The 23226-nt window shown below is 45.1% G+C and carries 23 protein-coding genes; all 23 read left to right on the forward strand.

Features of this window, described 5'->3' with window-relative positions:
- Positions 1-15 precede the first annotated feature (15 nt).
- The 23 genes from flhA to proS all read left to right on the forward strand — a co-directional run bounded on the left by flhA (position 16) and on the right by proS (position 22922).
- Entirely contained in the window at positions 16-2049 is a 2034-nt protein-coding gene (gene flhA / locus ACE3K2_RS07225; RefSeq protein WP_133384326.1) for a flagellar biosynthesis protein FlhA, read from the forward strand.
- Positions 2046-3398: a flagellar biosynthesis protein FlhF gene (flhF, locus tag ACE3K2_RS07230; protein WP_421888546.1), complete on the forward strand. Its 1353-nt coding sequence runs from the start codon at positions 2046-2048 to the stop codon at positions 3396-3398. Before flhA ends, flhF begins: the two co-directional genes overlap by 4 nt.
- Positions 3395-4282 carry a MinD/ParA family protein gene (locus tag ACE3K2_RS07235; RefSeq protein WP_421888548.1) on the forward strand — a complete coding sequence of 296 codons (888 nt, stop codon included), beginning with the start codon at positions 3395-3397 and terminating at the stop codon, positions 4280-4282. Before flhF ends, ACE3K2_RS07235 begins: the two co-directional genes overlap by 4 nt.
- 33 nt (positions 4283-4315) lie before the next feature.
- A complete protein-coding gene (locus ACE3K2_RS07240; protein WP_421888550.1) occupies positions 4316-5761 on the forward strand; it encodes a protein-glutamate methylesterase/protein-glutamine glutaminase in 1446 nt (481 codons plus the stop codon).
- A gap of 32 nt (positions 5762-5793) precedes the next feature.
- Positions 5794-7866 (forward strand): chemotaxis protein CheW, encoded by a 2073-nt coding sequence (locus ACE3K2_RS07245; protein ID WP_421888552.1) that lies wholly within the window; start codon positions 5794-5796, stop codon positions 7864-7866.
- Between the two features lie 41 nt (positions 7867-7907).
- The gene (locus ACE3K2_RS07250) at positions 7908-8369 is read left to right on the forward strand and encodes a chemotaxis protein CheW (RefSeq protein ID WP_145318865.1); all 462 of its coding nucleotides are present in this window, start codon (positions 7908-7910) and stop codon (positions 8367-8369) included.
- Positions 8370-8379: 10 nt separating this feature from the next.
- Complete coding sequence (locus tag ACE3K2_RS07255) at positions 8380-9000, forward strand: chemotaxis protein CheC (RefSeq protein WP_338594906.1); 621 nt, start codon at positions 8380-8382, stop codon at positions 8998-9000.
- Complete coding sequence (locus tag ACE3K2_RS07260; protein WP_017689162.1) at positions 8993-9490, forward strand: chemotaxis protein CheD; 498 nt, start codon at positions 8993-8995, stop codon at positions 9488-9490. The genes ACE3K2_RS07255 and ACE3K2_RS07260 overlap by 8 nt, the downstream gene beginning before the upstream one ends.
- 4 nt (positions 9491-9494) lie before the next feature.
- Positions 9495-9938: a hypothetical protein gene (locus tag ACE3K2_RS07265; protein ID WP_421888555.1), complete on the forward strand. Its 444-nt coding sequence runs from the start codon at positions 9495-9497 to the stop codon at positions 9936-9938.
- Between the two features lie 15 nt (positions 9939-9953).
- Positions 9954-10742 (forward strand): FliA/WhiG family RNA polymerase sigma factor, encoded by a 789-nt coding sequence (locus tag ACE3K2_RS07270; RefSeq protein ID WP_017689160.1) that lies wholly within the window; start codon positions 9954-9956, stop codon positions 10740-10742.
- A gap of 62 nt (positions 10743-10804) precedes the next feature.
- Positions 10805-12214, forward strand: coding sequence for a DUF342 domain-containing protein (locus tag ACE3K2_RS07275; RefSeq protein ID WP_421888557.1), 1410 nt, complete (start codon positions 10805-10807; stop codon positions 12212-12214).
- Between the two features lie 52 nt (positions 12215-12266).
- The gene (locus ACE3K2_RS07280) at positions 12267-12581 is read left to right on the forward strand and encodes a hypothetical protein (protein ID WP_421888559.1); all 315 of its coding nucleotides are present in this window, start codon (positions 12267-12269) and stop codon (positions 12579-12581) included.
- A 65-nt stretch (positions 12582-12646) separates the two neighbouring features.
- Positions 12647-13231 (forward strand): hypothetical protein, encoded by a 585-nt coding sequence (locus tag ACE3K2_RS07285; RefSeq protein ID WP_421888561.1) that lies wholly within the window; start codon positions 12647-12649, stop codon positions 13229-13231.
- 3 nt (positions 13232-13234) lie between these two features.
- Entirely contained in the window at positions 13235-13861 is a 627-nt protein-coding gene (locus ACE3K2_RS07290) for a hypothetical protein (RefSeq protein WP_421888563.1), read from the forward strand.
- Between the two features lie 295 nt (positions 13862-14156).
- A complete protein-coding gene (rpsB, locus tag ACE3K2_RS07295; RefSeq protein WP_017689155.1) occupies positions 14157-14855 on the forward strand; it encodes a 30S ribosomal protein S2 in 699 nt (232 codons plus the stop codon).
- Between the two features lie 115 nt (positions 14856-14970).
- A complete protein-coding gene (tsf, locus tag ACE3K2_RS07300; protein ID WP_124114084.1) occupies positions 14971-15621 on the forward strand; it encodes a translation elongation factor Ts in 651 nt (216 codons plus the stop codon).
- A gap of 232 nt (positions 15622-15853) precedes the next feature.
- Positions 15854-16582 carry a UMP kinase gene (gene pyrH / locus ACE3K2_RS07305; protein ID WP_017689153.1) on the forward strand — a complete coding sequence of 243 codons (729 nt, stop codon included), beginning with the start codon at positions 15854-15856 and terminating at the stop codon, positions 16580-16582.
- Positions 16582-17136: a ribosome recycling factor gene (frr, locus tag ACE3K2_RS07310; protein ID WP_421888566.1), complete on the forward strand. Its 555-nt coding sequence runs from the start codon at positions 16582-16584 to the stop codon at positions 17134-17136. Before pyrH ends, frr begins: the two co-directional genes overlap by 1 nt.
- Positions 17137-17225: 89 nt before the next feature.
- Positions 17226-17993 carry an isoprenyl transferase gene (locus ACE3K2_RS07315; protein WP_017689151.1) on the forward strand — a complete coding sequence of 256 codons (768 nt, stop codon included), beginning with the start codon at positions 17226-17228 and terminating at the stop codon, positions 17991-17993.
- A 16-nt stretch (positions 17994-18009) separates the two neighbouring features.
- On the forward strand, positions 18010-18804 hold the full coding sequence (locus ACE3K2_RS07320) for a phosphatidate cytidylyltransferase (protein ID WP_421888568.1): 795 nt from the start codon (positions 18010-18012) through the stop codon (positions 18802-18804).
- A gap of 70 nt (positions 18805-18874) precedes the next feature.
- Positions 18875-20014, forward strand: coding sequence for a 1-deoxy-D-xylulose-5-phosphate reductoisomerase (locus ACE3K2_RS07325; RefSeq protein WP_421888570.1), 1140 nt, complete (start codon positions 18875-18877; stop codon positions 20012-20014).
- Positions 20015-20127: 113 nt separating this feature from the next.
- The gene (rseP, locus tag ACE3K2_RS07330) at positions 20128-21399 is read left to right on the forward strand and encodes an RIP metalloprotease RseP (RefSeq protein WP_421888572.1); all 1272 of its coding nucleotides are present in this window, start codon (positions 20128-20130) and stop codon (positions 21397-21399) included.
- Positions 21400-21467: 68 nt separating this feature from the next.
- Positions 21468-22922 (forward strand): proline--tRNA ligase, encoded by a 1455-nt coding sequence (proS, locus tag ACE3K2_RS07335; protein WP_339241630.1) that lies wholly within the window; start codon positions 21468-21470, stop codon positions 22920-22922.
- Positions 22923-23226: the final 304 nt, after the last annotated feature.

Consider the following 23226-nt stretch of genomic DNA (forward strand, 5'->3'; position numbering starts at 1 on the left):
GAGGCCGTACATTCATTGAAGATTAAAGATATTGCTGTCCTTGCGGGTATCATTGGCATTGTGTTGATGATGATTCTCCCGATCCCGACCTGGCTGTTGGACTTGTTGCTGGTCGTCAATATTTCAATTGCTCTGATGATACTCCTTGTTGCCATGAACAGCAAAGAAGCGTTGCAGTTTTCTATTTTTCCAGCTTTGCTGCTGATCACTACACTATTCCGATTGGCTCTGAACATTTCGACAACCAAGCTAATTCTTGGTGAAGGGGATGCCGGAGCTGTAGTTGCCACCTTTGGTAGTTGGATTGCCGGAGGGCAAATTGCGATTGGATTTATTGTGTTTTTGATCCTGGTTGTCGTTCAGTTTATCGTTATTACCAAGGGGTCTGAGCGCGTAGCTGAAGTTGCTGCACGATTCACCCTCGATGCGATGCCAGGTAAACAAATGAGTATTGATGCGGATCTGAATGCGGGGCTGATCAACGAGCAGCAAGCTCGTGAGCGTCGTTCCAAAATTGAACGTGAAGCCGATTTCTATGGAGCAATGGATGGAGCAAGTAAATTCGTAAAAGGTGACGCAATTGCAAGTATTATCATCCTCCTGATCAATCTCATTGGTGGATTTATTATCGGGATGACTGTGCATGGGATGGCTTTCGCAGATGCCATGTCAACGTACTCTGTATTGACTATTGGAGATGGATTGGTAAGCCAAATCCCTGCTCTGCTTATTTCCACAGCAGCAGGACTTATCGTTACCAGAGCGTCATCCGAAGGAAACTTGGCAGATGATATTACGGGGCAACTGTTTACATATCCAATACTTATTTATATCGTAGCTTTCGTTATTGCCATGCTCGGGTTCTTCACACCAATTCATGTTATTACTACGCTTCCGTTGGCAGGTGTGTTGGCATATGCCGCGTGGCGTATGCAGAATAATCTGAATATGAAACAAGTAGCGGAAGAACAGTTGGAAGAAGAACAGCAGATTGAAGAGGTTAGAAGTCCTGAAAGTGTAATTAACCTGCTTCAGGTGGACCCTATTGAGTTTGAATTTGGTTATGGTTTAATCCCGCTTGCTGATAATCAGCAGGGTGGAGACTTATTGGATCGGATCATTATGATTCGGAGGCAGTGTGCTCTTGAACTGGGGTTGGTCGTTCCGGTCATACGGATTCGAGATAACATTCAGCTCAGACCCAATGAGTATGTTATCAAAATCAAGGGTAACGTGGTAGGCGGGGGAGAACTGTTGTTGAATCACTACCTTGCTATGAGTCCAGGTTATGATGAGGAGTCTGTGACAGGTATAGAAACGACAGAGCCTGCTTTTGGACTTCCGGCACTATGGATTGATGAAGTTACCAAAGACAGAGCGGAACTTGCAGGATATACAGTCGTTGACCCACCTTCCGTTGTGGCTACACATCTGACGGAATTGATTAAGAAACATGCGCATGAGTTACTTGGAAGACAAGAGACGAAAGCACTTGTGGATAATCTCAGAGAGAACTATTCTGCCTTGGTGGATGAACTGATCCCTTCTCTACTTTCGATTGGTGATGTACAGAAGGTACTTGCCAAGTTGTTGCGTGAGAAAATATCTATTAGGGATATGGTTACTATCTTCGAGACACTGGCTGATTATGGTACGTATACAAAGGACCCTGATGTGCTGACTGAGTACGTCAGACAATCCCTTTCCCGTCAGATTACTCAGCAGTTCTCCCAGAAAGGGGAGACACTTCGAGTGATCACGGTTGGGCCTGGTCTTGAGAAGAAAATTGCTGAAAGTGTGCAACAATCCGATCAAGGCAGTTATCTCGCGCTAGACCCTGTATCTACACAAAGTGTGTATCAGAAGCTGAGTGAACAAGTGAACCGTTTGATTCAATCAGGTCAACAACCTGTTGTATTAACTTCTCCAACCATTCGGATGTATCTGCGTCAGGTTATTGAACGTACTATGCAGGACATTCCTGTGCTTTCCTACAGCGAGTTGGAGCCGAATGTTGAAATTCAAAGTATCGGGGTGGTGAACTTATGAGAGTAAAACAATACGTTGTTGAGACCATGCCCGAAGCTATGCTTCAAATTCGCAAAGACCTGGGAAGTGATGCCGTCATTCTGTCCACCAAAGAGATTAAGGTGGGCGGTGTGATGGGAATGTTTCGCAAAAAACGGATCGAAGTTGTAGCTGCAGTGGATAAGGAAGAAAACAAGCAAACGATAAAGCCAGTACAAAATCAATTCACACCTGTACCTCGTGCATTTGTACCTGAGGCTTATCGGCAAACAGCTCGTTCGTTTGTTGCGGCTTCTGATGAGTCGGCGACAATGAATACAGCTGATCAAAGTGTACAGGAACAATCTGCGACCGTGCCGTCTGTGTTTGAATCTCGTAATATCAGTTCAGACATAGACAGCGGCCCAGGTTCTTCAAGGACGGATCATAAACCGCGACCACAAGGGGCGGATTTTTCGGGTTCAACAACTGGTACAAAGCCAACAGCTTCAGACCTGGATCAGGATAAGTTGATGACTGAATTGCAGGATCTTAAACAGATGGTAACCAGGCTTTCAAAGCAAGGTACTTCTGCGGACCCTGTGCCAGAGGAACTGCATACGATCCGAGAACGTTTGACAGAACAAGATGTCTGGCCTGAAGTATGGGAGTCCTGGTTCGATTCAATTCAAGCAAAATCGTCTGAGGATGGATTGAAGGAACAGGATGTAGAACAAGTGGTGAAGCTTGAGGTCATGCACTTTTTGGAGCAACGTATCGAAGAGGGGATTCTTCCTACCACTCGAATCGTCTATGTAGCTGGACCAACAGGTGTAGGGAAAACTACGACAATTGCAAAATTGGCTGCTGAACAAATGTTCAAAAAACAGCGTAAAGTTGGATTCATTACATCAGATACGTATCGGATCTCGGCGGTAGAACAGCTTAGAACGTATGCATCTATACTGAATGTTCCACTTGAGGTGGTACAATCGCCCGGTGATACACAACGTGCCATTTCTCGATTAGAGCATTGTGACTTGATCTTTATGGATACAGCGGGTAGAAACTACAGAAATGAGTTACTTGTTTCGGAACTGCAAAGTTTGCTTGCTCCTGTAGAGAATAGCGAAACCTTTTTGGTCATGAGCATGACTTCCAAAAGTGCTGATATGGTTCAGATCACGGAACATTTCAGTAAATATGGTCTGGATAAGGTGATTTTCACCAAAATGGACGAGACTGGGAGCTGCGGTCCGCTATTCAACTTGTTACATCGTTTTCCACTCAAGCTCGCATATGTGGCAAATGGACAAAATGTTCCGGACGATTTGTTGAAGCCGGATGCAGATTCGTTGTCTAAACAGTTGCTGGGAGAATGGTCACAATGAAGGATCAGGCAGCTGCACTTCGAAGTATGGTCTCCACGCCATTGGAATTGGAGGGCATTGAGCGAGATAATCGATCCTCGAAAATCATTACTGTGGCCAGTGGTAAGGGAGGTGTTGGTAAATCCAATTTTACACTGAACTTTGCCTTGGCATTGCAGGCTTTGGGGAAAAAGGTACTTGTGTTTGATGCCGATATTGGAATGGCTAATATTGATGTTCTTATGGGTACGTCTTCTTCCTATAATCTTTACCACCTATTGTACCGACAAAAATCTATAAGGGAAATCATACAACTGGGTGCCAGTGGCTTGCCTTACATTGCTGGAGGATCGGGCATGAAAGAGTTGTTCTCATTGTCTGATCGTGATCTGGAGTTCTTCGCCAGTCAAGTGGAGGATATTGCCCAGGAAATGGATTATGTCATCTTTGACACTGGGGCAGGACTCTCCAGAGAGAATATGAAGTTCATCGGTGCTGCCGATGAATGCCTGATTATAACCACACCTGAACCGACTTCAATAACCGATGCTTATGCTTTAGTCAAAGTTATGCACGGCCAGGAAAATGCTACGCCCTTTCGGATGATCGTTAACCGGGTGGAAGACGAACGAGAAGCGGAACGCGTGGCAGAAAAAATAGCTGGAGTGGCAAGGCGGTTTTTGCAGACGGATATTCCGCTGCTTGGGTATATTTCAGAGGACGCCCAGGTGGTCAAGGCGGTTAAAAGGCAAATGCCCTATAGTCTAGCTTATCCTAATGCCAAAGCCTCCAAAGATATAGAGAAACTTGCTCTTCGTTATTTGGCTGTACCTGCAACTCCGGGATCCGGAACCTTGACAGGAATCAGGGGATTTATGAATAAGTGGCTTAAACGGACAACATGATTTCTGGAATAAAGGAAACAGGGGTGACACAACATGGCGGTGTATCAAGTATTGGTTGTCGATGATTCCGCTTTTATGCGTAAGATTGTTACGGATTTGATCCAAGCGGATCCGGAATTCAAGGTAACGGCAACGGCTTCAAATGGTAGAGAAGCTATTCAAAAATCACTAGAATTGAAACCCGATATTATAACAATGGATGTTGAGATGCCCGAAATGAATGGGTTGGACGCATTAAAATCAATTATGAAGGAATCCTTCGTTCCTGTGATTATGCTCTCTGGTATCAATGAACAAGGCATGAAAGAAACCATTATGGCGCTTGAAGCCGGGGCATTTGACTTTATTCGCAAACCATCTATTTCACATGACCAGGATATTGCTCAAGTCGGTAAAGCACTGGTTGAGCGCATGCGTGCTGCGATGAATGAGATCAAACGAAAAGCTGATCGTGATTTATCCTTGAAAAATAGAGACATCTCGCGAGGAACAGTCGCGCCTTCAGCTCAACAGGTACAGAAAGAAATGCCAGGTAGGGATCGAGTAGAGCCTGTGAAAAAAACGATTGAACCTGCCCAGACGAGTCCACGCTCTCTTCGAGAGCAGACTGAAACCTTTCAGGCCAAATCCAAGAAACCAATTGAGTCATTATCACCTCCTTCGAAACCAGGCCGGGTAGAGAGTAAACCTGAGCCTTTGCCGAAGGTAGAGCGTAAATCGGGGACAAATGCAGACAGAGCAGTGAGGTCAGCTAATCCAGTGCAGACTCCGAAGGAAGTTCGGTTACCTAATGCAGCTAAAGTAGCAGCTGACCAAATAGCAGCAGCATCTGCCTCTGCAAAAGCCAAGGATTTAATCAAGCCTAATCCTGTCCCCAAAGGTGCAGGGGGGCCGGAAGGAACATTCAACAAACTTGTGGCAATAGGTTGTTCTACGGGTGGACCGAGGGCACTCAAGACATTGCTCGAGCAGTTGCCTGCTGATTTGCCAGCACCTGTCATTATTGTGCAGCATATGCCGCCCAATTTCACACGTTCACTGGCTCAAAGATTGAATACGTTCAGTCCCCTCCATGTGGTTGAAGCTGAAGAGGGCATGGTCCTGAAAAAAGGGACTGCCTATATAGCGCCCGGCGGATTCCATGTGAAAGTTAACAAAACAGCAGACGGGAAGTTTGTCGTGAAGCTGACTGAAGATCAACCAGTGAATGGGCATAGACCTTCAGTGGATACGATGTTTGAGTCGCTTCTGCCGTTTACATCTTTACAAAGGCATCTTGTTTTGCTGACGGGGATGGGAAGTGATGGAGCACGTATGATGAAGAGATTATACGAAGCTGGAGTTACATCAACCTTTGCCGAGAATGAAGAAACATGTGTTGTATATGGTATGCCGCGTTCTGCTGTAGAGCTGCAATGCGTTCGTCATCTTCTGCCACTGCAGGAGATTGCATCTAAACTTGTTCAAGCAGTGAAATAACGGAGTGTAACTCACGGAGGAGGTGCCTCACAATGGACATGAACCAATATTTATCCATGTTTATTGATGAGTCTAATGATCATCTGCAATCGCTTAACGAAAACATGCTTCAACTTGAAGGCAATCCGGAAGATCTGGGCATAGTTCAGGTTATATTCCGCTCGGCTCATACCTTGAAGGGTATGGCAGCAACAATGGGCTTTGAAGATCTGGCATCACTGACACATAAAATGGAAAATGTGTTGGATCTGGTTCGTAATGAGAAGTTAAAAATGCAGGATTTCATTTTTGACACCATGTTTAAAAGTCTGGATGCTTTGGAAACCATGGTTCAGGATATTACCGAAGGTGGACAAGGTAAGGCAGATGTGTCGTCGATCGTTGCTTCACTTCAAGCCATTGAAAATGGTGAAATGACAAACGGAGGTGCACCTGCTGCGGAAACAAACAAGCCGGCTAACGCTTCAATTTCTTCGGCTGTGGAGCTGGATGAATTCCAATATTCGGTGCTGGATCAGTCGATCGCTGAAGGTCATCGTGTGTTCTACGTGGATGTGCTTGTTAGCGAACATAGCCAGTTAAAAGGTGTACGGGCTTATATGGTGTTTGATATGCTGGAACGTTCAGGTGAAGTCGTTAAGGCTTACCCATCCGTTCAGGATATTGAGCAGGAAAAGTTTGAGCGCAGTTTCTCGTTGTATTACATAACAACTAAAGAGGCGCACGAACTGGAAGAAGGCATCATGAGTATCTCTGAGATTGAAAGTGCAAAGCTCATTCAATTGGATCAGGAGACTCTTCAGCAGATGGCCAATCAGGTAGCAGCTACAGTTGAGGCGCCACTCGCGCCAGCAGTTGTAACTGAGGTTGTTTCGCTGGATAATAATTCTGCACCTCAAGAAGAAGCCAAGACGGCACCAGCTAAAACAGCTGCGCCGAAGCAAGCTGCTGCACCTTCACGTACCATTCGTGTGGATATTGAACGTCTCGATGTATTGATGAACCTGTTCAGTGAATTGTTGATTGACCGTTCACGACTGGAACAACTGGCCAGTGAGACAGGTAACAATGATTTATCCGATACAGTAGCCCATTTAAGCCGGGTTAGCACAGATTTGCAAAATATTGTACTGAAATTGCGGATGGTTCCGGTAGACACCGTATTTAATCGATTCCCACGCATGATCCGTGATCTGGCTAAGACACTTGATAAGAAAATTGATCTGGTTATTACAGGTGCTGAGACAGAATTGGATCGTACGGTAATTGATGAGATTGGTGATCCGCTTGTGCATCTACTGCGTAATGCAGTTGACCATGGTGTGGAATCCATTGCAGAGCGTGTAGCTGCCGGTAAACCAGAGATGGGCACAGTGAACCTGCGCGCCTTCCACAGTGGAAATCACGTGTTTATTGAGATTGAAGATGATGGTAAAGGTATCTATCGCGACAAGCTTTTGAAAACTGCGATCAAACGTGGTGTTGTAACCGAAGAACAAGGTGCCAAGATGAGTGACGATGAAGTGAATCAACTGTTGTTCGCACCTGGCTTTAGTACTGCTGATATTATCTCGGATATTTCTGGTCGGGGCGTTGGCTTGGATGTTGTAAAATCGAAGATCACTTCGCTTGGAGGTAATGTAACCATTCATTCAACTCCAGGCAAAGGTACAAACTTCTCTGTTCAGCTTCCGTTGACCCTGTCCATTATCGCTGCAATGCTTGTACGACTTGGTTCAGAGAAATATGCTGTTCCATTATCCTCCATTGTAGAGACGGCCATTGTACAACGTGAGCAAGTTCGTAATATTCACGGCAATAAAATGATCACGTTCCGTGAGTCACTGATTCCGTACTTGTCCTTGAGCGAAGTTTTCTCCGTACCGGATTTCAAAGATGCCGATGAGCAGGAAACAGAAATTGTCGTGATTCGTAAAGGCGACCGTCTTGCAGCTGTAGCTGTTGAAGAATTTATTGGACAGAGTGAGATTGTTCTCAAATCAATGGGAACTTATCTTCCTGCTATTGAAGGAATCTCTGGAGCAACCATTCTCGGAGATGGACAAGTAGCCCTGATTCTTGATCCTAATGCATTTATTAAATAAGTATAGAGCTAAGTCTTACATTTAATAGGGAGGTTTTTTACATGGAAGAAGAGTTGAAAGTCATCGTCTTTAAATTGGGTTCCGAAGAGTATGGTATTGAGGTAGACAAGGTTCAGACGATTGAGCGTATGATGCCAATTACCCGTGTTCCCAAGACACTTTCCTTTGTAAAAGGAGTTATTAATCTACGTGGTGTTGTTATTCCGGTCATTGATCTACGCGGTCGTTTCTCCCTTCCGGAATCGGAGTACACGGATCAGACTCGTATCGTTATCGTAGGTGTAGACGACATGCAAGTTGGCTTTATCGTAGATTCTGCAAATGACGTTATTGATATCAAAAGCAGTGCGATTGATAGCCCACCAGAAGTGGTTGGCGGCGTCAAAGCGAGATATCTGCGAGGTGTTGCTAAATTGGAGGATTCACGCTTGCTGATTATGCTTAACTTGAACGAAGTATTAAATAAAAGCGAGATAGTACAGCTGGAAAGTGTTGAGGGCTAGTACCGTGGAGATGTTCAACCGATTTGAGGTATTCCAGATGGATGTGCTCAAAGAGGTCGGTAACATTGGAGCAGGCAACGCCGCAACGGCGTTGTCTCAACTCCTCAACAGACCGATTGACATGGGTGTACCTAAAGTACAAATGCTCCCTTTTGAAGAAGTTGCCGAAAAAGTGGGCGGAGATGAACGCATCGTTGTTACCGTATTTCTTCGTGTTGAAGGGGAAGCACCGGGAAATCTTTTCTTTATGATGACACCAGAGGCTGCTAAAATGTTGTTGAATAGACTTGCCGGGTTTGATCTGAAAGAAGGACTCGCTTTTACAGATATGGAGCAATCAGCGCTTTCCGAGATTGGAAATATTTTGGCTGGATCCTATCTTTCTTCTTTGGCAGATTTCACGAAGTTGTCCATGTACCCAACCGTTCCTGGACTTGCCATCGACATGGCGGGTGCCATTCTAAGTTATGGCTTGTTGCAGTTTGGCGAGATGGGTGACGCTGCATTGTTGATTGACACATCTTTCTTTGAAGGTGAAGATCAAGTTGAGGGTCAGTTCTTCCTCATTCCGGATCCACCATCCTTTGCAAAGATATTTGAATCGCTAGGGGTGCCACTGAGCCATGATTGAGGACAAAAGCGTCGTTAAAGTCGGTATGGCGGATTTAAACATCGCTCATCTTCCTGGTGTAATCCGTACGACTGGCTTGGGTTCGTGTGTGGGATTAACAATGTATGACCCACATTTGAAGCTGGCTGGAATGGCGCATGTCATGCTTCCTACTTCAGAGATCGCCCGCGAAGGGAAACTGAACACTGCGAAATATGCGGATACGGCGTTGCCCGAGCTTTTGGAAAAGATGATAAAACTAGGCGCTTCTCACTCACGTATTGTGTCTAAAATGGCCGGAGGCTCTCAGATGTTTGCCTTTGCTGGCGCTGGAGATACAATGCGCATTGGACCACGGAATGCAGATTCTTGTCGAGAGTGGCTTCAAAAACTCAATATCCCTCTTCTTGCAGAAGATACGGGTGGGAATTATGGACGAACGATTGAGATGGATTGTGAAACTGGACTTTTGACTATTCGAAGTGTACAAATGGGTGTAAAGGAATTATAAGACTATGATAGGAAACTACCGCATTAATCTTGGAGCAGGCATCGTTGGGTTTATTCTTACTTTTTTTGTAGCATACAGCAGCAATGTGTTGATGACCAGTTTAATTCGCGGATTGATCGGATTCGTAGCCTGGTTTGTCCTTGCATACGGTTTACGCTGGGGATTGGGATTGCTGCTGAACCCTCAGGCCGAGGGAAATGGATATGTTTATGATTCACCAAGTGCTCAAGATCAAAGAGGTTCACAGGTGGACATTAAAATCGAAGATGATGGACAAGAGCTGAATGATTTGCTCAAGAGTGGACAGAACGCTTCATCTGGGGACGATGTTCCGCCATCTGAGACGAAAGCTCCAACGGGATTCGCCCCTTTGGATCCGCCTAAACTTGTCCGGACCAAGGATCCGGAGGAATTGGCGCAGGCCGTTCGTCACCTGACAGACAAATAAGGAGGGTGAAAGCAATTGAACGAGCGTAAAGCTTCACATTTGAACCATTCTGATCTGTGGGAAAAGTGGAAAGAACATGGTGATCTTGAAGCCAAGAAAACTTTGATTGAAAAGTATCTTCATATTGTAAACTATGTATCCGGTCGACTGGCTGTTGGTTTGCCCAAAAATGTTCCCAAGGATGACTTGGAGAGCAATGGCGTTATGGGGTTAATTGATGCATTGGAGAAATTCGATTATGAACGTGGTCTGCAATTTGAAACTTATGCATCATGGAGGGTCCGCGGAGCCATTCTTGATGGTCTGCGTCAAGGTGACTGGGTTCCGCGTTCTGTTCGAGAGAAGGCCAAGCGAATTGAAGACGCCTATCAACAACTGGAACAAAGTTATCTCAGATCCGTTAGTGATGAGGAAATGAGCGAGTATCTGGACGTGTCTACCAAAGATTTTCAACATATGCTTCAGGAAGTGGCAGTCATGTCACTTTGCTCGCTGGAGGACCCCATTCGTGAAGAAGAGTCTGAGACTCGTCTGTCTTTGATGGTGGATGAGAAAGCCAAAAATCCGGATTATAAAGTCAATGAGTTTTATTTAAAGGAAGCTTTGGTGCAAGGGCTTGACAAGTTGACGGTAAAAGAGAGAACGGTTGTTTCACTCTTGTATTACGAAGATCTTTCTCTTAGTGAAATTGCTGAGGTTATGTCTCTTTCTCCGTCTCGTATATCCCAGTTACATTCCAAGGCAATATTACGATTACGCGGGACGTTGGACAAACAGAAAGATTTGTTGATGCGTAAAGATTAATAGAGAGAAGTAATATCATTGGAGTTTGGGGAGTGGAAAGTCTAAAAGGGGGAAGAACTGGAGTGACACAGCGGACTGCTTTGGAGCAATGTTTAAACATTGTTTTATCGGACGACAAATGTACAGCCTACCTTGAATTTTCCAAAGAGGAAGAAGGCTTTGCCTGCACGATTGATGAACTTGAACAATTTGTGGTGAACAAGGGCATCAAACAAGGTGTATCGCGAGAGGCATTATTACTTTTTGTGAGTAACCCTGAAACCTATTTAAAAGATAAATACAAGATTGCCGAAGGTATCGCTCCTATTCAGGGAACAGATGGATTCATCAAGATTCTGGTTGGGATGGACGATACGAATGAACGACGACCGCTCGAATCGGAAGATGGAACCGTCGATTACAAAGAAGTGACCCGGTTAAACAATGTCCGTAGTGGTCAGATCATTGCAGAGCGAATCGCTCCTTGCGAGGGCATACCGGGCAGGGCAGTAACGGGTGAAGAAATTCCTTATCGTCCGGGAAAAGAAGCTCGGTTTAAAGTTGGGAAAAACGTTGTGATTAACCCGGATGGTTCTGCGATGTATGCTGCCCTGGATGGGCTGGTTACCAAAACCGATGGTAACAAACTCAATGTGTTTCCGGTCTATGAAGTCAATGGTGACGTTGATTACAATAACGGTAATATCGACTTTGTAGGCACGGTTGTTATACGAGGCAATGTACTTACCGGATTTAAAGTAAAAGCAGCAGGTGACATTCGTGTCGTCGGAGGTGTCGAAGGAGCGGAACTGGAAGCAGGCGGCTCAATCGAAATCACCGGTGGTATTATTGGTTATAACAAAGGACTGGTACAAGCAGGCCATAATGTTAAATGTAGCTTTATTCAAGAAGGCAATGTGGATGCTGGTGAAGATGTTCTGGTTTCCCAAAGTATTATGCATTCCAATATTCGTGCTGGCCATGGTGTCATCTGTGCAGGAACCAAAGGTCTTATCGTTGGTGGCTCGATCCAGGCTGGTCAGAACGTCTCAGCACGTATTGTGGGCAACAGCATGTCCACGGTCACTTCCATTGAAGTTGGTGTACTGCCAAAGCTGCGTAATGAACTGAATGATCTGCGCAAGGAAGCCAGAGAACAGATGGACTCCTTGGACAAAACGAAGAAAGCTTTGACATTGTTAGACCAGTTAGCTGCCGCTGGACAATTAAGTCCGGATAAAATGTCGATGCGGATCAAGCTGAATGCTACGCAGAAATCTGCTCTTCGTATAAGTGAAGAAACGAAAATGCGCATCTTTGAAATTGAAAAGGCACTTGAAGATACAAGTAAGGCTCGTGTTGATATTCTGAAGATGATTTATGGAGGCTCTAAAATAGTTATCGGCAGATACACGAAATTTATTAAAGATCCAGTGAGTCGAATTTCATTTTATTATCATGATGGCGATATTACGATGGTTCCTTACGTTTAAGTACAGCATTCAGGCACAGGAAGAAATCCATTCGAAACCGTGAGGTGAGCGTATGAGTTTCAAAGCAGTGGAGTTGCAGATTGCGGTACCACGAACAAGCGAAGCGGGACGTTATCAAAGTGAAGCCCAGCAGCGACCGATTACGGATCAGAATCTTCTGGCAGAGCAAACGTCGAAAGAAGCAAATGAAGCAAGACAACGAAGCGAAGCAATGGACGAAACTTCACAGACTTCGGTGCGTGATGGTCATACCAATGATGGGAATCAGCAGAGTGGTTCCGATGGACAGGAGACGGCTCAGGCTCAAGAAATTGTCAAACCTGCAGAGCACCCGTACAAAGGAAAACACATAGATCTGTCTTTATAATAGATGGTTGTTATGGACATGGAGTCTTGCGCACCGATGGTTGAATCAGAAGGAGAGAACCCAATTTGTCACCATGGATCATTATTGTCATACTAGGGGCCTGCGCCATCGCCTACGCTTATATTATGCCTCGGAAAAACAAGGCGCAAGAGCCCGGGCATCAACTGGTGCAGGAGATGGAATCTACGCTTGAACACTACATGACCGAGATCGAAAATGATAATGATGCTCTTATTCAACGTGTGGCTGAAATGAAGGGAGAAGCAACGGCAGCCGATCAACGTATGCAATTGCAACTCCAGGAATTACAGCAGCGCTTGGATCAGTTGGAACAGAGCAAAAAAATCGAACCTGTCGCATCACCTGTGCCACACCCAGGTAGTGCACCGGTGCAAGCTTCCGAAGGTTTGCAAGCTCAAGCGCTCGTTAAAAGTGTACAAGCAGAAGCGGCCCAGCAGGCGTTAGAAGCAGACATATTGACCAGCAAAGTTGAATCTTTGCCTGGGCGTGAATCGATTAAAGATCGATATGTAGAACTCTTTAATCTACATGCTGAGGGTAAGTCGATGGATGCCATATCCAAGCAGACAGGCATTCAGCGTGGAGAGGTACAGTTAATACTGCAATTGGCAGAACGGGAGGAAAGCTAAGTCATGGACAAGCGATCCTTATGGATTGGTCTGGGGAGCGGTATGATTATTGGTGCAGTTTTGCTTCAACTGGCAACAGTCGGACAAAATGCATTATCGGATAGTAATCTGGACCCCGAGCAGACTGCCAATATGACCAAAGAACAGCTTGAAACGGCCGCGAAAACCTTGGATATGAAGTTGGTTGGTTCTGAAGAGGAACTATACACAGAAGCAGAGTGGGTGACAAAGAAAAAACAGGAGAGCAGTGAGTTGCAGGGGAATACAGCAACACCGCCAGAGACAGCAACCTCTACGGAGATACCTGCAGAGCCTGAGAACCCACAAGAGCCTGCTGCAAGTGAAGTTGAAGGGCAGAAAGAGATAACTGAGCCGAAGACAACAGAACCTGTAACGCCGAGCAATCCAAAAGGCGCAACAGTATCATTCAAAGTACGTTCAGGCAATAGTCTGGCAATCGTTGCAGCAAATCTAAAAACCGCGGGAATCGTAGATGATGCTCAAGCATTCATCAAGGCTGGCAAAGCTGAGCGAATCAATACCAAAATCCAAGTGGGTACTTATGCGCTTGAAAAAGGCGAAAGTTTCAAATCCATTATCGCAAAAATTACGAAAGAACCGTCAAACTGAGCATGCTCGGACAGGGCGGTTTTTGCGTATTAAACGGTGCATTTCCGAAGCTTGATAATAATTAGTATTGAGTTACATATCAGGTTTAAAATGATTCGATACTAGCAAAAATTAAAAAGTAGATTTTAGCTTCAAAGGCTGTTGCATCAGACAGTCAGTTGTGATATATTAGATAACGGTGTTAAAACACACGCATGTGCTAATTTTGTTGAGGGTGCTTTCCTTATGGAGAGTCTTGGCGAAAAATGATGCCGGCGGAGGACACAATAAAAACCATATTAGGAGGTGTGTGAAGATGGCAGTAATCTCCATGAAGCAGCTTCTCGAAGCTGGGGTACACTTCGGTCACCAAACTCGTCGTTGGAACCCAAAAATGGATCGTTATATCTTCACTGAAAGAAACGGAATTTACATCATCGATTTGCAAAAAACGGTGAAAAAAGTCGAAGAGGCTTACAACTTCGTTAAAGGAATCGCAGGAGAGAATGGTAAAATTCTTTTCGTGGGTACTAAGAAACAAGCTCAAGATTCCGTTAAAGAAGAAGCTGAACGTGCTGGTCAATTCTACATTAACCAACGCTGGCTCGGCGGTACCCTGACTAACTTCCAAACTATTCAAAAACGTATTGATCGTTTGAAACAGTTGGAAGCTTGGGAAGAAGACGGTACATTCGCTGTATTGCCTAAAAAAGAAGTAATCTTGCTTCGCAAAGAAAAAGATCGTCTGGAGAAATTCTTGGGCGGTATTAAAAATATGAAAGGCCTGCCAAGCGCCCTGTTCATCATCGATCCACGCAAAGAGCGTATCGCTGTTGCGGAAGCTCGCAAATTGGGTATCCCAATTGTTGGTATCGTTGATACTAACTGCGATCCGGACGAGATCGATTATGTTATCCCAGGTAATGACGACGCGATCCGCGCTGTTAAATTGCTGACAGGTAAAATGGCTGATGCTGTAATCGAAGCTAACCAAGGCGAAGAAACTTCCGCTTAATAGATTCGAACATATGTTATAAACTAAATGAAAAGGGTGGTTGGCAGGTGGATAACCTCTCACTGCCCTTTTTTTAGAGTGTACGTACAATACTTAATTTTGGAGGGAATTTATAATGGCAGTTAATGCGAGTGCAGTAAAAGAACTTCGCGAAAGAACGGGCGCTGGTATGCTCGATTGCAAAAAAGCATTGGAAGAAGCAAACGGTGATGTAACGAAAGCAGCTGAATTGTTGCGTGAGAAAGGTCTTTCTGCAGCAGCAAGCAAAGCAGGCCGTGCAGCAACTGAAGGTGTTGTAGAATCTTACATCCACGCTGGTGGACGTATTGGTGTCTTGGTTGAAGTTAACTGTGAGACAGACTTCGTTGGTAAAACGGATCAATTTAAGGATTTTGTTAAAGATGTAGCTATGCAAATCGCTGCAGCTAATCCTAAATTCGTTACACGCGAAGAAGTTCCTGCAGATGAGCTGGAAAAAGAAAAAGAAATCCTGAAAGCTCAAGCTCTTAACGAAGGCAAACCAGAGAAAATCATTGAAAAAATGGTTGAAGGCCGTATCGGTAAATACTACGAAGAGTACTGCCTGATGGAACAAACTTTCGTTAAAGATCCAGACAAAACGATCTCCCAATTGCTGAATGAAAAAATCAGCCAAATTGGTGAAAACATCTCCATCCGTCGTTTCGTTCGTTACGAACTGGGTGAAGGTCTTGAGAAAAAAGTAGACAACTTCGTAGAAGAAGTAATGTCCCAAGTAAACAAATAAGACGGTTTCTTTAAACCGGCGAGCAGGATTGATTTTCGAAGATATAAGAATGATAAAACTTCGAAGCGTAAACTCCCTTATATCTCAGGAAAACAGTGCCTTACCGGTTAGACGTTTTTCCTAAAAGAGCGGAACACAACTGTGTTCCTTTCTTTTTAAGCAGGAGGCCATGCGCGAGAAGTTTTGTTGGTTGAACACTAAGTGTGTTCAATTCAAAGTGGAGGGTGAATAATTGGAACAGCCAGTATTTAAACGTGTTGTCTTAAAGGTCAGCGGAGAGTCTCTTTCCGGTCAAAACGGCTACGGTATTGATGCAGATACGATCTCGTCGATCGCCCAACAGGTAAAAGAGGTTGTTGCACTTGGTGTACAGGTTGCTATTGTATGTGGCGGCGGAAACATCTGGCGTGGAATTGCCGGTAGCGAAAATGGCATCGATCGTGCAACTGCCGATTATATGGGTATGCTGGCGACAGTAATGAACTCGCTGGCACTGCAGGATGCTTTGGAACAGATTGAAGTACCAACGCGTGTACAGACATCTATTGCAATGCAACAAATTGCAGAGCCTTATATTCGTCGTAGAGCTATTCGCCATCTGGAGAAAGGCCGGGTCGTTATTTTTGCAGCAGGTACAGGTAACCCGTTCTTTTCCACGGATACAACAGCAGCACTGCGCGCAGCGGAGATTGAAGCAGAAGTTATCTTGATGGCCAAAAATAAAGTTGATGGTGTATACTCAGCAGATCCGTTTAAGGATAGTACAGCTGTGAAATTTGATCAGTTGACTTACATGGATATTCTTAACAAAGACCTTGGTGTAATGGATTCAACGGCATCCTCGCTTTGTAAGGACAACAACATCCCGTTGATCGTATTTGCCATTACGGAACAAGGTAACATCAAGCGTGTTGTTCTGGGTGAACGTATCGGAACAATCGTTAAAGGGAGTGTAGATTAATGCCACAAGCGGTTAAACAACATGCCGAAGAGCGTATGGAAAAAGCAATTCAAGCATTGCGTCGTGACCTGGCTACTTTGCGTGCAGGCCGCGCTACTCCAGCTCTTCTGGACCGAGTTCAGGTAGAGTATTATGGAGCAATGACGCCATTGAATCAACTCGCTAATATCAGTACTCCGGATTCCCGTACACTGATGATTCAGCCTTGGGACAAATCTTCCATGAGTGACATCGAGCGTGCCATCATGAAATCGGATCTGGGTCTTACTCCAGCCAATGATGGTAACATGATCCGTTTGTCCATTCCGGCTTTGACGGAAGAACGTAGAGCGGAACTTGTTAAGCTGACGAAAAAGTTCGGTGAAGAAGGTAAAGTAGCGATTCGTAACATTCGCCGTGATGCGAATGATGATATCAAGAAAATGGAGAAGTCAGATATTTCCGAGGATGAATCCCGGAGACATCAGGATGATATCCAAAAATCGACCGACAAGTTTATTGCTGAAGTCGATAAGGTACTCGCTGCCAAAGAAAAAGAAATCATGGAAGTGTAAGACAAGCGCAGCCCCTCCAATACGGTGGGGTTTTGTCTCTTTTTCCAAGCTTCAGATGAAGAAACTTCAGGGATTTTGGAGGAACAGGAATGATCAAACGGGTTCGGTCGTGGTGGAATGGGGCTGACAAGCAGGAAACGCTGACTATATCCGAGGACAATATCCCGCAGCACGTCGCCATCATCATGGACGGCAATGGACGATGGGCCAAACGTTTGGGACTCCCGCGTATAGCCGGGCACCAAAATGGCATGAAGGCGGTCAAACGTGCGACCATCGCGGCGGATGAACTGGGCATCAAATATCTGACGATGTACGCTTTTTCGACAGAAAACTGGACGCGTCCAAAAGAAGAAGTGGATTTTCTGATGCGACTTCCGCAAGAATTTCTGGCCATAGAGCTGGATGAACTTATAGAAAAAAATGTGCGCATTCGCATGATGGGCCAAGAGGAACATTTACCTTCTCATACCATCAATGCCTTGCGGGAAGCCATTCGTCTTACGGAACATAATACAGGTCTCGTTTTGAACTTTGCAATGAACTATGGAAGTCGTCGTGAAATGACGGACTGTGTTAAACAGATCGCTCTGCAAGTGAAATCGGGGGAACTATCTGCAGAGGACATAACACCTGAACTCATTGATAGACATATGCTGACGGTTGATATGCCCGATCCAGATCTATTGATCCGGACGAGCGGAGAGCTGAGATTAAGCAACTTTATGCTTTGGCAGCTTGCATATAGTGAATTATGGTTTACGGATATATACTGGCCCGAATTTGGCAAAAAGCATTTGCTTGAAGCAGTAGCCGAATATCAGCGCAGAACAAGGCGTTACGGCGGTTTGAAATAGATGGAGGATGAAGCCGTTGAAACAGCGATTAACGACAGGAATCATAGCAGGTGTGTTGTTTTTAGGTTTTTGCATGCTGGGCGGACCCTGGTACCATGGTTTGGTATTGCTTATGGCTCTCATCGGTTATTATGAATTTGTTAAAATGACCGGGGTGATGCCTTTTTCAGGTGTGGCCCTGATTGGATATGCTGGTGTTTTTTCCATTGTTTTTCCTTGGGAAATGCTTTGGGAGGCAAGACCGCTATCCTTATTTCAGGTCATCTGGATTGTAATGCTTGTACTGATGACAGCTTCGGTTGTCACCAAAAATAAAGTTCCCGTAAATACAGTGGCTATGCTTTTCCTCGGCGTGTTGTATATAGGGATCGGTTTCTATTACATTGCAGAATCCAGACATCTGCATCATGGATTGTTCTGGACGTTCCTGTTGCTGGGCTCCATATGGGCCAGTGATGCAGGAGCTTATTTTGTAGGGAAGCTAATTGGTAGAAACAAACTGTGGCCTTCCATCAGTCCAAACAAAACCGTGGAAGGTGCACTGGGTGGCATCGTGATTGCCATTGTTACTTCTGTTATTTTTGCATTAGTATCAGATGGTTTGCTTTCCTGGCAGAGAGCAATTGTGATTGGAATTGCCTGTGCAGTCGTAGGTCAGATGGGTGACTTAATCCAGTCTGCATACAAACGAGTATATAATATCAAGGATTCAGGCAATCTTCTCCCAGGGCATGGAGGCATTCTTGATCGGTGCGACAGCTGGATTGTTGTATTTCCATTCGTACATATACTAATGCTACTGCCCTATTAAAGAAGAACATGAGTCTGACATAACGGTAATGTTCGCCGTAGGCATTGGATAATTAAAGATGAGGTGCAGCATGAAAAAAATTGCGATTCTCGGCTCAACCGGTTCCATCGGTACCCAGACACTGGATGTAGTTGACATGCATCCAGAACTCTTTCAAGTAGAGGGACTGGCTGCCGGAGGCAATACAGACCTACTGATCGAACAAACCAAACGTTACCGACCGAAGAAAGTATCGGTGGGGTCCAAAGCATTGGCGGAGAAGGTAGCTCCACATTTGCCGGCAGGAACGCAACTGTTTTATGGCACAGAAGGACTTGTAGAAGTTGCGGCAGGAACCGAGGCGCATACGGTTGTTACAGCGGTGGTGGGGAGCGTTGGATTGGAGTCAACGCTTGCTGCCATAGACGCAGGCAAACAGATCGGACTGGCCAACAAGGAGACGTTGGTTACAGCAGGGCATATTGTTACTACAAGAGCGGCTGCCAAAGGAGTCTCTTTACTTCCCATCGATAGCGAACATTCTGCGATATACCAATGTTTGAATGGTGAGAACAGAGAACGCCTGACAGGCATCACGCTCACCGCTTCAGGTGGATCATTTCGTGATCTTACCCGTGAACAGTTGAAGAGTGTAACGATAGAGGATGCGCTTAAACATCCAAATTGGTCAATGGGGTCCAAAATTACGATAGACTCGGCAACGATGGTTAACAAGGGACTTGAGGTCATTGAAGCACATTGGTTATTTGGTCTTCGATATGATCAGATTAATGTATTGCTTCACCCTGAGAGTGTTATTCATTCCTATGTGGAATTTGATGATACCAGCATCATCGCTCAACTGGGGAATCCGGATATGCGAGTTCCCATTCAGTATGCATTGACTTACCCTGACCGCTTGCCATCACCAGCACAGCGTCTGTCCCTTGCTCAAGCTGGAAAATTACATTTCCGTGAGATGGATATGGAACGGTTCCCATGTTTAAGAATGGCATATGACTGTGGTAAAATGGGAGGAACCGCAACAACGGCGTTTAATGCAGCCAACGAAGTTGCTGTAGCCCGTTTCTTGCGTAAAGAGATTTCATTCCTTAAAATAGAAGATATTATTGCTTCTGTGCTGGAAGCACACCACAATGTGGACGAGCCTGATCTGCAGGAGATCGCCCGTTGTGATCAGGAGAGCCGTAAACTTGCGTCCAGTCTTTAATCTCTTTTTTCATAACAATTTGGAAGAAGTGATTCTCTTGTACAGCATCAGAGAATAATGATAATCTATAGGGACAGACTGCGGTATGTGCCGTGAAGGAGGATGGATAGGGATTGGAAACCATACAAGTGGTATTTCTAACGGTGCTCATGTTCTTTGTCATCGTGACGGTTCATGAATGGGGGCATTATTATTTTGCCAAACGCGCCGGTATTCTTGTACGGGAATTTGCGATCGGTTTTGGTCCCAAATTGTTCTCATATAAAAGAAACGAGACCCAGTTTACATTGCGTTTGTTGCCTTTTGGTGGATATGCACGGATGGCAGGGGAAGATCCGGAACTGGTAGAGATCCAGGAAGGACAGACCATTGCGGTAAGATCTGCGGATGACCAGGTGAAGATGATTTATCTGGACCAGTTGGATAACCGTAAAAATGTAATACGTGGTGAAGTCATCTCCATTGATATGGAGAATGCCCTGAAACTGCAATTGGACGTAGATGGTGAAATTCAGGAGTACCGAATTCATCCCCAAGCAATGTTGGTAAGTCGGGGCAAACAAACCCAGATTGCACCGAAAGATCGTCAATTCGGCAGCAAAACGGTTGGACAGCGTGCATTGGCTATTTTTGCGGGACCGCTGATGAACTTTATCCTGGCTTTTGTGTTGTTTGCTGTATATGCACAAATGGCAGGAGTTCCGGTGGAGAATCCCCAAAATCTAGTAATTGGTGAAGTGCTTGAAGGTGGGGCAGCCGCTCAGGCCAACCTGCAAAAAGGCGATATTATCGAGACGATCAATGGTACCGTTATTGGTACAGACTCACAAAAAATGGTGTCGATGATTGCCGATTCCAAAGACAAGCCGATGGAATGGACGCTGCGCCGGGGTTCGGATACGTTTAATATAACAATCACGCCACGTGCTGTAGAAGGACAAGAGGGCGGTAAAGTGGGGATCGTACCTACGTTGCCAACCCGATCTGTTGGATTTGCGGAGACATTTAAAGTCTCAGGCGTGGCCATGGTTGATACAACCAAAGTAATATTTGAAGGTTTTAAACACCTGATCAATCAATTCAACATGGATGATATTGGTGGTCCAGTTCGTACGTTTGAAGTGACAGGGCAGATTGCTAAACAAGGCATTGAGCAGTTAACAAGATGGGCAGCAATTTTGAGTCTGTATCTTGGGATTTTCAACCTGCTACCAATACCTGCACTGGACGGCAGCCGTCTCGTATTTTTGGGAATTGAAGCGCTGCGCGGCAGACCTGTTGATCCCAATCGCGAAGGCATGGTGCATTTCATCGGATTTGCGATGTTGTTTGTGTTGATGCTGGCAGTAACTTACAATGATATATTACGTTTAATTAACGGATAATTACGGTTGGACTACGCTCTGAACATTTCATTCAGAGTGTAGTCGTTATGGGAGGACGCTGGAGTCTTATGTCAAAGGAAAATGATAAACAGTTCGTGACTGAAATCACACCACAAGGTGAGGATTTCTCACGCTGGTATATTGATGTTATCAAAAAAGCTGATCTTATGGACTATGCACCTGTACGCGGTTGTATTGTGTTCAAGCCAGACGGATTCGAAATCTGGGAACATATTAAGGATGAGTTGGATCGTCGCTTCCGGGAAACAGGCCATCGCAATGCGTATTTCCCGATGTTCATTCCGGAGAGCTTCTTTCAAAAGGAAAAAGAGCACGTGGAAGGTTTTAACCCTGAATTACCATGGGTTACGGAAGCTGGTGGAGAGAAGCTGGAAGAACGTCTAGCAATCCGTCCTACATCCGAAACGATTATTGGTCACATGTATTCCAAATGGATTCAGTCTTATCGGGATCTTCCGGTACTGATCAACCAGTGGGCTAACGTAGTTCGTTGGGAAAAAAGAACTTTGCCTTTCCTTCGCACAAGTGAGTTCCTGTGGCAGGAAGGTCATACTGCGCATGAGACCGAAGAAGAAGCACGTGAAGAAACGATGAAAATGCTTGAGATTTATCGTGAAGTAGTTGAGGAGTACTTGGCTATTCCTGTGATTGTGGGTCAGAAAACCAAATCCGAGAAGTTTGCGGGTGCTGTGGATACGTACTCAATTGAAGCCATGATGAAGGATGGACGTGCTGTACAAGCAGGTACATCTCATTACATGGGGACGAACTTTGCAAAAGCATTTGAAATCCAGTATCTTAGCCGGAACAATGTGCTGGAGCTGGCTTACACTACTTCATGGGGAGTAAGCACACGTTTGATCGGTGCATTAATTATGGTTCACGGAGATGACCGTGGTCTCGTACTTCCTCCTAAAGTCGCACCAACTCAAGTGGTCATGATTCCAATTGGACCTCCAAAAACGCGTGATGCTGTGGTTGGGCGTGCAGATGAGTTGTTCAGTGAGTTGAAAAAAGCTGGAGTCCGTGTGAAAATGGATGATCGCAGCGATGTTCGCCCAGGTTGGAAGTTCAATGAATACGAGATGCGCGGTGTTCCAATTCGTCTGGAGATTGGTCCACGTGATATGGAAAATGGCGTTTGTGTGCTCGTATCACGGATCACAGGTGAGAAGAAAGTGGTAGAACAAGCAAACCTGGTAGAAGAAATCCAATCTATGCTGACACAGATCCAGGTTGATATGTTAGAGCGTGCTCGCACGTTTATGTCGGATAACTTCTACTCCGTGGATACACTCGATGAGATGAAAGAACTGATGGAAAATAAACGCGGGTTTACACTGGCTGGATGGTGCGGTTCAGAAGCTTGCGAAGATAAAGTAAGAGAAGTCACAGGTGCAACAAGTCGGAACATTCCGTTCCAGCCTGCGGAAGAAAAGCATACGTGCCTGGCATGTGGTGAAAAGGCAGAACACACGGTTGTGTTTGCAAGAGCGTACTAGGTCAGGATCACTTGACTATATACATTGAACTAAACATTTACATGAGAACGTAGAGAACAGAAATAACCTGAAGAAGCGAAGCTAAAAGCTTTCTGAAAGAAAGCTACATCGGAAGCATACGCTGCTGCTTTATCCCCGGATTTTCCCCTTTCTAAAAGGGAATCAAAAAATCTGGGGATAACAGTGATCGGATGGTTGTTCTGTTATCGGAGTGGTGAGTGTAAATATCTTTTTGTTCAATGTATATAATGGCACGTACGGACTGTAAGAGTAATGAATGGGGAGCTTCTGTCGGATAAAATGA

The sequence above is a fragment of the Paenibacillus sp. genome, assembly GCF_048976745.1.
In the GTDB taxonomy this organism is placed as follows: Bacteria; Bacillota; Bacilli; order Paenibacillales; family Paenibacillaceae; genus Paenibacillus.